This is a genomic window from Neisseria dentiae (genome assembly GCF_024580525.1).
Lineage (GTDB): Bacteria > Pseudomonadota > Gammaproteobacteria > Burkholderiales > Neisseriaceae > Neisseria > Neisseria dentiae_A.
Map to the genome: position 1 here is coordinate 64,017 of NZ_JANIKQ010000011.1, position 12,632 is coordinate 76,648.

The following is a 12,632-nucleotide window of genomic DNA, read 5'->3' on the forward strand; positions in this document are numbered from 1 at the left end:
TGTAAACCAGCTGAAACTGTTGCCTTGTTTACGTAACGAATATTAACAAATATAAACAAATTGCGCAAGAACTTTTTACAAAATATCTTTAAATTATTGGAAACTTTGTCAAAATAGTCTTATTTTGTGAACTTATGTTAATATTTATTTGCAAACGTCATATTAATCACCCATTTCCGCCAACAATTCGGCCTGATGTTCGGCTATCAATGCAGCCGTTAATTCTTCCAAATCACCGTCCATAACGAAATCCAACTTGTGCAAAGTCAGATTGATGCGGTGGTCGGTAACGCGGCCTTGCGGGTAATTGTAGGTGCGGATGCGCTCGCTGCGGTCGCCGCTGCCGATCAGCGATTTACGTTCCGCCGCTTCTTTGGCTTGCGCTTCGCGCTTTTGGGCATCGTTCAGCCGTGCCGCCAAAACTTTCATCGCCTGCGCTTTGTTGCTGTGCTGCGAGCGGCCGTCTTGGCATTCGACCACCATGCCGGTGGGCAGGTGGGTAATGCGCACGGCGGAATCGGTTTTGTTGATGTGCTGGCCACCCGCGCCGGATGCGCGGAAAGTGTCGATGCGCAAATCGGCGGGGTTGAGTTGGATTTCTTCCAACTCGTCGGCCTCGGGCATCACCGCCACGGTGCAGGCCGAGGTGTGGATGCGCCCCTGGCTTTCGGTGGCGGGCACGCGCTGCACACGGTGGCCGCCCGACTCGAATTTCAGCTTGCTGTATGCGCCCAAACCGACGATGCGGGCGATCACTTCCTTATAACCGCCCAAATCGCTCTCGTTGGCCGATACGATTTCCACCTGCCAGCGGTTGCGCTCGGCGTAACGGCTGTACATACGCAGCAAATCGCCGGCGAACAGCGCTGCTTCGTCGCCGCCGGTGCCCGCGCGCACTTCGATAAAAATGTTTTTCTCGTCGTCGGCGTCTTTGGGCAGCAGCAGTTTTTGCAGCTCGTTTTCCAGCGTTTCGATTTGCGCTTTGGCCGTTTCGATTTCTTCGGCGGCAAAGGCTTTCATTTCGGGGTCGGCCAGCATTTCCTGCGCATCGGCCAAATCGCTTTGCGCCAAGCGGTATTGCCGGAACACTTCCACCACCGGCGTAATCTCCGCGTGTTCGCGCGTGAGCTTGCGGTAATTATCCATATCGTCGGCGGCTTCGGGCTGGCCGAGCAGGTGGGTTACCTCTTCCAAACGTTCGGCCAATTGTTGCAGTTTTTCTAAAATAGATGGTTTCATGATTTTTTCCGTTGAGGCCGTCTGAAAACTTTTCAGACGGCCTCAAGCCAAACAGCAAAGAAAAAAGCCAGCTAGTGCGTAGCTGACTTTTCAATATTTTTTGGTCGGAGTGAAAGGATTCGAACCTTCGACCCCTTGCACCCCATGCAAGTGCGCTACCAGACTGCGCCACACTCCGACTCGAAAGAGAACGGGATTATAGAATCATGCGGCTTAGCTGGCAAGCGTTTTTTCAACTTCGCCCAACATTTTTTTCAGCTCTTCGCGCATTTCTTCGGCCTGAATCGCCGGATTGCCCGAAGCATCTAAAGCGTTGTGGTTGAACGTGTCGATAAACGGGGCGAAAGTATCTTTCAGTTTCAGCACCTTAAGCACGTCCGCACGGGTATAGTTGTTGCCGCCGTAGCCGACCACCACGCCGTTTTCGTGCTGCCATTGGGCAAATTGGGCGGTGCTGATCTGCGCCAGTTCGCACATTTCGTTCAGGCTGAAATAGCGTTTGGCGGGGATGTTGGGAAGGTTAGCGCTGTTTGTCATAGTAGTGCTCCACCATGCCTTTGAGTTTTTGACTGGCGTGGAAAGTTACCACACGGCGTGCGGAAATCGGCACTTCTTCGCCGGTTTTCGGGTTGCGGCCGGGGCGCTGGGGTTTGTCGCGCAATTGGAAGTTTCCGAAACCGGAAATTTTGATTTCTTCACCGCGCTCCAAAGTGGAACGGATTTCTTCAAAAAAGAGTTCGACGATTTCTTTGGCATCGTTTTTGGTTACGCTGCTTACTTTTTCTACCAAAATATCGGCCAATTCGGCTTTAGTTAGTGTCATTTTATTACCTTCGTTTTTTCAACAGATGTGGATTATCACTAATTTTTTTTTAGAATTCAAGAGAATATCGAAAATTTTAACGCCGCAGTTGCGCGCCCGCACTTTCAGCGGATTTCACCAGTTTTTCGATTAAAGGCTCCACCGCTTCGTCGGTCAGCGTGGCTTCCGCATCCTGCAACAGAACTTTCACCGCGATACTCTTCATGCCTTCGGGCAAACCTGCGCCGCGGTAAACGTCGAACGCGGCGATTTCCTGCACCAAACTGCTCTTCACACTGTTCAGTGCGCCCAGCAAAACATCGTGCGGCACGTTTTCAGGCAGCACAAACGCCAAGTCGCGGCGCACGGGCTGGAATTTGGACACGGGGCGGTAAACGGTTTTTTCTTTGCCAAGCACGGCGGCCATGTCGATTTCAAACACCAGCGCGGCTTGCGGCAGGTCGTATTTTTGCAGCCATTGCGGGTGCAGCTCGCCGATAAAGCCGACAGTATGGCCGTCCATCACGATTTCGGCGGTGCGGCCGGGGTGCAGCGCGGGATGTCCGGCTTTCACGAACGATACGTTTTTGCCACCCAGCAAATCTTCGACATCGCCTTTCACATCATAAAAATCGGCTGCACGGGTTTTCTCGCCCCATTGTTCGGGATTGGCGGAGCCGTAAACCAAGCCGCCGATGCGTTCGTTCTGCACAAAACGGCCGTCTGAACCTTTACTGAACACGCGGGCGATTTCAAACACGCGCACGCGGTTTTGTTTGCGGTTGAGGTTGTTTTGCAGGATTTCCACCAAGCCGCCGATCAGGGTAGAGCGCATCACGCTGTATTGCGCCGCCAGCGGGTTTTGCAGGCGGATAGGTTCTTCGTTGGCAGCAAAATCGCGCTCCCATTGCTCGTCAACGAAGGCATAGCTCACCACTTCCTGATAGCCACGCGCGGCCATTTGATTGTAAACGGCGAAGCGGTTGCGGCGGGTTTCGGGCAGCGCCAACATTTTCAGACGGCCTGAAGTGGCATCGTCGGGAATGTTTTCATAGCCGTAAACGCGGGCGATTTCTTCGATTAAATCGGCTTCGATTTCGATGTCGTAACGAAAGCTCGGCGATGTGGTTTGCAGGCCGCCTGAAACTTTTTGCGGTTGCAAGCCCAAGGCGGCCAAAATGCTTTCGATGCGCGCTTCGTCCACCGCCACGCCCAATAGTTTTTCCACCCGCGCCGTGCGCACGGCTACGGTTTTGCGTTCGGGCAGCTTGCCCACGGCTTCGGTTATTTCGCCCGCCGTGCCGCCGCAAATCTGCAATACCAATTCGCTGGCGCGCTCGATGGCGTCGCGCTGCAATTCAAAGTCCACACCGCGCTCGAAGCGGAAAGACGAATCGGAGCCGAAACCGTATTGACGCGATTTGCCGGCAATGATTTCCGGTGCGAACCAAGCCGCTTCCAGCACGATGTTTTTGGTGCCGTCTGAAACTGCACTCGCGGCGCCGCCCATGATGCCGGCCATGCTCAACGCACCTTGTTCGTCGGCAATCACCAAAGTGTTTTCAGACAGGTATACGGTTTTTTCATTCAAACATTCCAGCGTTTCACCTTCTGCGGCACGGCGCACGATGATGCTGCCGGACAATTTGTCGGCATCAAACACGTGCATCGGCTGGCCAAGCTCCAGCATCACATAGTTACCGATATCAACCAGCGCCGAAATGCTGCGGATGCCGCTGCGCGCCAAACGCTGTTTCAACCAATCGGGCGTGGGTGCTTCGGCGTTCACGTTTTCAATCACGCGGCTTAAAAAGCGGCCGCAATCGGCAGGCGCATCGATGCGCACCGGCTGGATTTTGCTGCTTTGCACGGCGGCCGTCTGAACCGCCACTGGTGTGTGGGCGCATTGGGTCAAGGCCGCCACTTCGCGCGCCAAACCTTTGATACTCAGGCAGTCGGCGCGGTTGGGCGTGATTTTCAGCGTGAAAACGGTGTCGTCCAAATCCAGATAATCACGCAGATTTTGGCCGACGGGCGCATCAGCGGGCAAAATGTGCAGGCCGTCGACACCGTCGTCGGGCAGGCCCAATTCGTTGGTGGAGCACAGCATACCGTTGGAAGCCTGCCCGCGCATTTTGGTGGGTTTGATTTTGAAATTGCCCGGCAACACCGCGCCCGGCAAGGCGCACGGCACTTTGATGCCGGCACGCACATTCGGCGCGCCGCAAACGATTTGAATCAGCTCGCCGGTGCCGGCATCGACTTGGGTAGCGTTCAGGCGGTCGGCATCGGGATGTTTTTCCACCGACTTTACTTCGGCCACCACCACGCTGCTAAACTCGGGCGCGGCTTTGTCGGCTTCTTCGACTTCGAGGCCGGACATGGTGAGCAGATGGGCGAATTCGTCGGCGGAAAGAGGGGCATCGGCTTGGGTTTTCAGCCAGTTGTAGGAAAATTGCATGTAATGTCTCTTTAAATAATACTTAAACCGGTTATTTCAAATTTTCAGACGGCCTGTGCCGGAAAATAGTTATTTCAAAACAATATAATGGGATTCGATTATCCTGCGGAAATCGGGGCTGGCCAGCTGCCAGTCGACAATATCCACTTTCCACGGCAAGTCGGATTCGGAAAAGGCTTCGGCCAAAGCGGCGTGTACGGATAAGGGCAAGGCCTTCTCCGTGGTGATTACCGCCAAATCCAAATCGGAATAAGGTTTGGCCGTGCCTTTCACCCGCGAGCCGAACGCCCAAACCGCATATTGCGGAACATATTTTTGCAGAATCCGCATGATGATGTGCAAATGCTCGGGCGCAACATCCAAACCTTTCATCGGCTTACTCCGCCAGTTTTTCTTGCAATGTATTTTGCAAAAATACCGCTTCGGCCAAAAATTTTTCTATGCCTTGCACCACTGTCAAGGCAACCGCTTCGTCGTAAGTGTGGCTGGTGCGGCTGCGCATATCGCGGTATTGCCTCCAGTCCGACCAATCGCCAAGCAGCAAACCTTGTTCGTTGGCGGTGCGGATCAGGTCTTGAAACGTCATCAAATCAATTTCGGCAGGATTAGCAGAAGCATATTCCAGATAACGTTTCAATGTTTTGTGGCTGATTTCGTAGGTAAACTCAAACCGCTGTATCAGGCCGTCGCGGATTTGGGTGTCGCCGATGTCTTGCAGATAACGCTGCCAGCCTTCCTGCAAACGCATCACGGCGTTGCTTAAGGGTTGAATGTTCGGTTTATCCATCATTGTTTAACCTTGATAGGCAGGCCGTCTGAAACAGCTTTTATTCACATTTTTGTATTGATAAAGGCTAAATCAGCAAGCCTGCCGATACAATAAAAAATATGCCGTAAATACAAACAAAGCAGACAATCAGAGCCAATTTTTCCCAACGCCTGCAATATGGTTGCAAACAGCAGGCCAACAAACCGAAAACTGCACCCAGCCCAACAAACCAAACCGCATATCGACTCCAGTTTAAAGCCGCTTCGATATCGCCGTTTCCTGTTTTCAAATCAGCCAGTTGCATGGCTTGATGGTTGCAATAGCCAAATAATGCAACACAAATCATCATCGGCGCAAACGGCCACAACCAAGCTTGCTTCATCAAGAGCTTATTGAAATTGTTTCAAAAAATTCAAATCGTTATCAAAAAACAGCCGCAAATCATTTACGCCGTAACGCAGCATGGCGAAGCGGTCTAACCCAATACCGAAGGCGAAGCCGGTGTAGCGTTCGGGGTCGATATTCACGTTGCTCAGCACATTGGGGTGCACCATGCCGCAGCCGCCCACTTCTAACCATTTGCCGTTATCGCCCATGATGTCGATTTCGGCGGAGGGTTCGGTGAACGGGAAAAACGAGGGGCGGAAGCGAACTTGCAAATCGTCGCGCTCGAAAAAACGGCGGATAAAATCGGTGAACACGGCTTTCAAATCGGCCATGGTAACGCCTTCTTCCACCCACAAGCCTTCGGCTTGGTGGAACATCGGCGAGTGGGTGGCGTCAGAATCGACGCGGTACACGCGGCCGGGGGCGATGATGCGGATGGGCGGATTCTTTTTGTCCAGCATATAGCGGATCTGAATCGGCGAGGTGTGGGTGCGCAGCACGTCGCCGTTTTCCACGTAAAAAGTATCCTGCATGGCGCGTGCCGGGTGGTTTTGCGGGATATTGAGCGCCTGGAAATTGTGGAAATCGTCTTCGATTTCGGGGCCGTCGGCCACGTCGAAGCCCATGCCGTGAAAGAGTTCGACCACGCGTTGCAGGGTCAGGGTAACCGGGTGCAGGCCGCCGCTTTGCTGACCGCGGCCGGGCAGGGTAACGTCGAGTGCCTCGGCGGCCAACTGCGCTTGCAGTTTGGCGGCGTTAAGTGCATCGCGTTTTTCGTTATAGGCCGTCTGAAAACGGTTTTTACATTCGTTGATGTGCGCGCCGACGGTTTTCTTTTCTTCGGGCGGCAGGCTGCCGAGCTGTTTCAGCAGGGCGTTCAGTTCGCCGGTTTTGCCCATGTAGCGGGCTTTAACCAACTCTAACGTTTGAAAATCGGCGGCGGCCTCTACTGCGGCGATACCTTCCGCGGCGATACGGTTTACATTTTCCATAATCTTGATTCGTTTGAATTCTGTGGTTCGTCCCGCACGATACGGCAGGCAGGATGCGGCAAATAACTAGGGGCTGACGGCAAACGGAATTGCCGTCAGCCCCGAGGCCGTCTGAAACCCATCCAAACAACCCCCTGTAGCTTTCCGCTTCAGTTTGAAAGCCGGTTATTGTAACGCAAATTGCACCGAAAAAACAGCAGGCTAAAGCGGGTACGGGGCCTTTGTAAAAAAGTCTGATGTGAATGTACCTCAAGGTATGACAGCGCAGCGGGCGCAGACATATCCAAATATAAAGCCAAGCGGGCCGCACTCAATACAGAAATACACCGCAGATGGTTTTTTTGCAAAGATCTCCGATATATCAGTATTCCCTACCTACTACATTCACCCCCCTCTTGCGAAGACGTTTTTTCAGACGCCCCCGGGCCGAAGCACGCCCAAACCAATCCATCACTACCATCACTGTTGCATAATTTACCAATTTATTACAAATGGCAAATAATTATTTGCATTACTTTATCATGAGTGATAAATTTAGTTTACATTTGTAAATTATGAAATTGGAATTTATAAACCCTTTAGTCATTTTATAAAATTTTAATTTCATATTTTTATTTATGTTAAACAAATAGATAAATATTTAGCTTGAAAAATTATAAAAATTAAAAACGAATTATTGGTTATTTTAAATCAATAAATTCTGAATAAATTTGTATTTTTTAACAAAACAAAACAATTAAGAAGTAACTTGCTGACTCTCAGTAAAATTTTCAACTTATTGTTTTAAAACAAATTTACTAACAACATTACGGAGCTTCAAAATGTCAAACCAAATCATTCTCACCGTTATCCGGCCGAAAGGCGCTTCAGCCGCCGAGCAAGCCGCCCGTTTCAATGTCAACACCGGTTCCGGCCAAGCCTTACACATACAGGCTGCCGCACTCGCCGACTATCAGCTTGCCGATGCCGCTACCGGCCTTGCCCCTGAAAATCTGGAATTCACCCGAGAGGGCGACAACCTGCACATCCGCGATAAAGCCTCTGCTTCCGCCCGCCCCGACATCGTTATCGAAAACTACTACACCCATACAACCGGCAATATCAAAGGCTTGCAGGCTAATGGTTCGCTGGCTGCCTATGAGGGCGAAATTCCCGCAAAATCCGTAACAGCCGAACAAGTAACCGTGCATCAAAACAACGGCGGCGGCGTGAACAAACTCGCCGTTACTTTGGGCGGCCTGGCAGGTGCCGGCCTGCTCGGCGCATTAGCCGGCGGCGGCGGTGGCGGCGGCGGTTCCGATCAGGCACCGGCAGCTGCGGCAACCCAACGCAGCACCTCTTCAACAACTGCACAAACTGCCGCTTCGTCTGCCAATACGGCCGCTAACGCCCAAACCGCAACATCTTCAAACACCGCAGCGCAAACAAATGCAGCAACAGAAGCCGCAACCGCTTCCGTTGCAGGCAAAGAAACCGAACAAACAGCGGCCGATTCCGCAACCTCATCCGGCAGCACCGTATCCGATACGCAAAACACCGCGTCCGGCAACACGACCGCACCTGTAAACACGCCGTCTGAAACAGTTCTCGCTTCCGACAAAGAAACCGGGCAAACAGCGGTCGATTCCACAACCTCATCCGAGAGCGCCGCAGCCGATACGCAAAACACCGCATCCGGCAGCACGTCCATGCCTGCAAACACGCCGCCTGAAACCGTTTCTGCTTCCAACAAGGAAACTGAACAAGCGGCGGCCGATTCCTCAACCTCATCCGACAGCACCGCATCCGATACGCAAAACACCGCGTCCGGCAGCACAACCACGCCTGTAAACACGCCGCCTGAAACCGTTTCCGCTTCCGACAAAGAAACCGGGCAAACAGCAGCCGATTCCGCAACCTCATCCGAGAGCGCCGCAGCCGATACGCAAAACACCGCATCCGGCAGCACGACCGTAACGGATGATACCGCTGCAAACAGCAACGATTCGGCCACCGAAACCACTCCTACCGAAACCGTTGCAACAGATACCCCCGCCGCAGTTTCAGACGGCCAAACCGCAACGCAAAACGGCTATCGTGTATATGAACACCCGCAATACGGCAAATATATCGATGCCGCCGAATTCGGCACCGATCCGAGCGGCCAAACCGACAGCCTGGCCGCCATCACCGCTGCCTTGGCCGCCGCACACAAAGAAAGCGCCGCCGTCTATTTGAGCGGTAGCCTGTATATTTCCAACCAAATCGTGTTAAACAAAGCCAACTCGGGCGTAACCGCCCTGTTCGGCGACGGCATGGGCAAAACCACCATTTCGTTCGACAAAGCACAAACCGGTGTATTTGATCCTAATTCAAATGAAACCGAAGTGCGCCCGTTTGCCGGTATTCTGATCGACGGTCAAAGCAACAAAACCATTGCCGACTTGTCGGTAAAATACACCAATCCCGATTTTTACCGCACCGGCGAGAGCTATTTCGGCAAAGTGAACGGCATTCTGGTAAACGATGCCGACAACACCTTGATCAGCAAAGTAGAAGTATCAGGCGCCAACCGTGCCGGTGTGTTTTTCACCTCCACCCAAACCCTGCAACCCGATCCCGACAGCAGCATCGGCCGCACTTACAAAGCCCGCCTGATCCGCGGCGAGGTTGACGAAACCTACGAAAACCTGCCCTTGGGTGAAAACAACCGTATCGTCGACAGCTACCTGCACCACAACCGCGTAGCCGGCGTATTGTTGGCCTATCAGAAAGACTTCACCGCCGACGGCAATACCATGTCGTGGAACGGCCACGAAGCCGACGGCGGCACGGGCTACGGCATCGCCAGTATGGCGGGCAGCTACAACTACGGCATCACCTACACCAACAACACCACCGACCACAACTACCGCAAAGGTTTGGATATCCACGACGGTGACGATATCGTTATCGAAAACAACACCTCCATCGGCGACCGTCTCAACGGCATTGCCGTATATAACCGCCAATTCACGATGGATACAGTAAAGGTGAGCAACAACACCATCGTCGCCGACCCCGATTTCCGCCTGGCACAAGACGATAATGTCGGATTGAAATATTTCGGTTACTCAGGCATCCAAATACAAACCAATACCATGTTCCGTGATTTGCGCAGCAGCGATACCGGCGATTTCAAAATCAGCGGCAACACGATTAAAAATCTGGATGTTTATCAAAATGCTATCCAAACCTACGGTATCGAATTCCGCAACCACGAACCGAATATGCACTACAAACTGGATATCACCGGCAACACCATCGAAGGCGAATCCACCATGTATGCCGTTGCCGTGATCAACAACACCAAAAACAAAGCCATGAACACCAACGGCCAAGGCTCGGGCACGATTAATGTTGTGGATAACACCATCGATATCGCCAAGATTCCCCGAGGCACCCTGCCCGTGTTTATCAACGAAGAAAGCAACAACGGCCAACTGCGCGGTGAAGTTACCGTGTCCGGCAACAGCCTGACCATACGGGAAAAGTCTGACGGCACCATCGAAGGCATACAAATGGTAGGCAATGCCGAAACTTATCATGTTACCGACAACACCTTTGAGGTACACGGCACCATGGATAAGCCCATCATCAGCCTGCTCGGCCGCGCCGGCAGCGAAATCCCCGAACTGTTCGTCAGCGGCAACGATATCACCACCGATCTAACCGGCAAACTCTACCGCGGCTGGATTGAGCGCAATAAAGTTGTTGATGTTTATGCAGAAAACAACACCCATAACGATACGGATTTGGCCGATGAGCGCACCATCGTTTCTGCGCCTGCCGCCGGTTATGCCCCTGAAACCGCCGAAACCGTTGAAACCGCCCATGTGTTGGATTTGGGCATCGGCAGCAACACCATATCGGGCACCGACCAAGCGGCATACAAGCAAACCGAAACCGCCGAAACGGCAACGGCTTCGGAAAGCACGGCCGAAATTTCCGAACAGCTTTCAGACGGCCTGCCTGCTCTGAACGATTTGCTCGCCGTTACCGAATTGGATCTGTCTGCCGTATTGGGCGCGGAAAGCGGCGCGGGATTGGCTGTCGGCGCTACCGTTACCGAATACGCACAATCAGTAAACATCTACGAAGAACAATGGCAAAGTGAAGTTTCCGCCTATATCGTATAAACAGGCGTTTTCAAGCCGATAAACTTCAAGCCGGGGCTTACAAACCCGCCCCGGCTTGCGAAGCACTCATGTTATGCCCGGGCCTGGCCCGGGTATTTTGTTGGTTATGAAAGAAAAAAATTAAGAGCTGAGGCCTCTACAAAAATCCGTTTTAATGCTGAATTTATATTTCGTCATACTCGGGCTTGACCCGAGTATCTGCCGTTTCCTTTAAAACAATAAGATGCTCGGGTAAAGCCCGAGCATGACGCAAGTGTTTTAAGGTGCCGAAAAGAATTTTGCAAAAGTCTCAGGCCGTCTGAAAAAATGTTTTCAGACGGCCTGTGGTTTGATAACGGCTGCGGCAAACCGATGAAACTACCCGCGCCGCCAAGTGGTGCCGCCGGCACCGTCTTCCAGAATAATGTTTTCGGCGTTGAGCAGATCGCGGATGCGGTCGGATTCGGCCCAGTTTTTTGCCGCACGCGCCTGTTTGCGCTGTTCGATTAAAGCGTCGATGTCTGCGTTGGAAAGGCCGTCTGAAACACCGCTGCCCTGCAAAAATGCCTGCGGATCACGCTGCAACAGGCCGATGATGCCCGCCAGCGCTTTCAAATAACCGGCCAATTCGGCACTGTTGGTTTTGTTGACTTCGCCCGCCAGCTCGAACAGCACCGCCATCGCTTCCACCGTGCCGAAATCATCGTTCATGGCGGCATAAAAACGGCGGGTGTAGTCGTTGCTGTCTTCACGCACGGCCACTTCGGCGGGCGGGGTGTTTTTCAGGGCGGTATAGAGGCGGGTGAGCGCGCCTTTGGCATCATCGAGATGCGCATCGGAATAATTCAGCGGGCTGCGGTAATGGGCGCGCAGGATAAAAAAGCGCACCACTTCGGGATCGTATTGCTTGAGCACGTCGCGGATGGTGAAAAAATTGCCCAGCGATTTCGACATTTTTTCGCCGTCCACGCGGATAAAACCGTTGTGCAGCCAATATTTCACATGGCTGGTTATGGTTTTGCCGTGCACCTCGTGGTGCAGGCAGGCACCGTGCGCACCCACGCTTTGGGCGATTTCGTTTTCGTGGTGCGGAAACTGCAAATCGGCGCCGCCGCCGTGGATATCAAACGTGTCGCCAAACAGCTCTTCACCCATCGCCGAGCATTCGATGTGCCAACCGGGGCGGCCTTTGCCCCACGGACTGTGCCAAGAATCGGCTTCGTTGGGCTTGGCGGCCTTCCACAATACAAAATCGAGCGGATCGCGCTTGAAGCCGTCCACCTCCACCCGTTCGCCCGCGCGCAGGTCGTCCAGCGACTTGCCCGACAACTGGCCGTAGGCGGCAAATTCGCGCACGGCGTAGTAAACATCGCCGTTTTCGGCAGGATACGCCTTGCCGTTGGCAATCAGCCGCTCAATCATGGCAATCATCTGGCCGACGTGTTCGGTGGCTTTCGGCTCGACATCGGGCCGCAGCACGCCCAGCGCGTCGGCGTCTTCGTTCATGGCCTGAATAAAGCGTGCGGTCAGCTCGCCGATGGTTTCGCCGTTTTCGGCGGCGCGGGCGATGATTTTGTCGTCGATATCGGTAATGTTGCGCACATAAGTGAGCGGATAGCCCTGCGCACGCAGCCAGCGTGCCACCATATCGAACACCACCATCACGCGGGCATGGCCGAGATGGCAGTAGTCATAAACCGTCATGCCGCAAACATACATACGCACGTTTTCGGGGTTGAGGGGGATAAAGGGTTCTTTTTGGCGGGTTAAGGTGTTGTAAACGGTCAGCATAGATAAATTCTTGATTATGATACCCGGCAGGCGTGAGCCTGCCGCATGGTTAAAT

The 12,632-nt window shown here is 53.1% G+C and carries 10 protein-coding genes and 1 tRNA gene; 1 reads left to right on the top strand and 10 read right to left on the bottom strand.

The window, feature by feature from the left end; genetic code table 11:
• Nucleotides 1-162: 162 nt before the first annotated feature.
• From prfA to pheS, 9 genes are all read right to left on the bottom strand, one after another.
• Nucleotides 163-1,239, bottom strand: a complete 1,077-nt coding sequence (prfA, locus tag NQ012_RS07945) for a peptide chain release factor 1 (RefSeq protein ID WP_257067064.1) — start codon at nt 1,237-1,239, stop codon at nt 163-165.
• Between the two features lie 101 nt (nt 1,240-1,340).
• Nucleotides 1,341-1,417, bottom strand: a tRNA-Pro gene (locus NQ012_RS07950).
• Between the two features lie 35 nt (nt 1,418-1,452).
• Nucleotides 1,453-1,776, bottom strand: coding sequence for a hypothetical protein (locus NQ012_RS07955; protein ID WP_085366099.1), 324 nt, complete (start codon nt 1,774-1,776; stop codon nt 1,453-1,455).
• A complete protein-coding gene (locus NQ012_RS07960; protein ID WP_085366100.1) occupies nt 1,760-2,062 on the bottom strand; it encodes an integration host factor subunit alpha in 303 nt (100 codons plus the stop codon). Before NQ012_RS07960 ends, NQ012_RS07955 begins: the two co-directional genes overlap by 17 nt.
• Before the next feature lie 76 nt (nt 2,063-2,138).
• The gene (pheT, locus tag NQ012_RS07965; protein WP_257067066.1) at nt 2,139-4,502 is read right to left on the bottom strand and encodes a phenylalanine--tRNA ligase subunit beta; all 2,364 of its coding nucleotides are present in this window, start codon (nt 4,500-4,502) and stop codon (nt 2,139-2,141) included.
• A gap of 69 nt (nt 4,503-4,571) precedes the next feature.
• A complete protein-coding gene (locus NQ012_RS07970) occupies nt 4,572-4,874 on the bottom strand; it encodes a nucleotidyltransferase family protein (RefSeq protein WP_257067067.1) in 303 nt (100 codons plus the stop codon).
• Nucleotides 4,875-4,878: 4 nt separating this feature from the next.
• Nucleotides 4,879-5,292, bottom strand: coding sequence for a nucleotidyltransferase substrate binding protein (locus NQ012_RS07975; protein ID WP_257067068.1), 414 nt, complete (start codon nt 5,290-5,292; stop codon nt 4,879-4,881).
• A gap of 64 nt (nt 5,293-5,356) precedes the next feature.
• Nucleotides 5,357-5,653 carry a hypothetical protein gene (locus tag NQ012_RS07980; protein ID WP_257067069.1) on the bottom strand — a complete coding sequence of 99 codons (297 nt, stop codon included), beginning with the start codon at nt 5,651-5,653 and terminating at the stop codon, nt 5,357-5,359.
• 7 nt (nt 5,654-5,660) lie between these two features.
• Nucleotides 5,661-6,650 carry a phenylalanine--tRNA ligase subunit alpha gene (gene pheS / locus NQ012_RS07985; protein ID WP_257067070.1) on the bottom strand — a complete coding sequence of 330 codons (990 nt, stop codon included), beginning with the start codon at nt 6,648-6,650 and terminating at the stop codon, nt 5,661-5,663.
• 821 nt (nt 6,651-7,471) lie between these two features.
• On the opposite strand from pheS, the gene NQ012_RS07990 reads away from it, so the two are divergent.
• On the top strand, nt 7,472-10,807 hold the full coding sequence (locus tag NQ012_RS07990) for a right-handed parallel beta-helix repeat-containing protein (RefSeq protein WP_257067071.1): 3,336 nt from the start codon (nt 7,472-7,474) through the stop codon (nt 10,805-10,807).
• A gap of 357 nt (nt 10,808-11,164) precedes the next feature.
• Here the strand turns inward: NQ012_RS07990 and cysS are convergent, their stop codons facing one another.
• Nucleotides 11,165-12,577 carry a cysteine--tRNA ligase gene (gene cysS, locus NQ012_RS07995; protein ID WP_257067072.1) on the bottom strand — a complete coding sequence of 471 codons (1,413 nt, stop codon included), beginning with the start codon at nt 12,575-12,577 and terminating at the stop codon, nt 11,165-11,167.
• Between the last annotated feature and the right edge of the window lie 55 nt (nt 12,578-12,632).

What these genes read in the sequence shown, in the direction of transcription:
- NQ012_RS07975 (WP_257067068.1), bottom strand. Translation starts at nt 5,292, where the DNA reads ATGATGGATAAACCGAACATTCAACCCTTAAGCAACGCCGTGATGCGT.
- cysS (WP_257067072.1), bottom strand. Translation starts at nt 12,577, where the DNA reads ATGCTGACCGTTTACAACACCTTAACCCGCCAAAAAGAACCCTTTATC.
- pheT (WP_257067066.1), bottom strand. Translation starts at nt 4,502, where the DNA reads ATGCAATTTTCCTACAACTGGCTGAAAACCCAAGCCGATGCCCCTCTT.
- NQ012_RS07990 (WP_257067071.1), top strand. Translation starts at nt 7,472, where the DNA reads ATGTCAAACCAAATCATTCTCACCGTTATCCGGCCGAAAGGCGCTTCA.
- NQ012_RS07980 (WP_257067069.1), bottom strand. Translation starts at nt 5,653, where the DNA reads ATGAAGCAAGCTTGGTTGTGGCCGTTTGCGCCGATGATGATTTGTGTT.
- prfA (WP_257067064.1), bottom strand. Translation starts at nt 1,239, where the DNA reads ATGAAACCATCTATTTTAGAAAAACTGCAACAATTGGCCGAACGTTTG.
- pheS (WP_257067070.1), bottom strand. Translation starts at nt 6,650, where the DNA reads ATGGAAAATGTAAACCGTATCGCCGCGGAAGGTATCGCCGCAGTAGAG.
- NQ012_RS07960 (WP_085366100.1), bottom strand. Translation starts at nt 2,062, where the DNA reads ATGACACTAACTAAAGCCGAATTGGCCGATATTTTGGTAGAAAAAGTA.
- NQ012_RS07955 (WP_085366099.1), bottom strand. Translation starts at nt 1,776, where the DNA reads ATGACAAACAGCGCTAACCTTCCCAACATCCCCGCCAAACGCTATTTC.
- NQ012_RS07970 (WP_257067067.1), bottom strand. Translation starts at nt 4,874, where the DNA reads ATGAAAGGTTTGGATGTTGCGCCCGAGCATTTGCACATCATCATGCGG.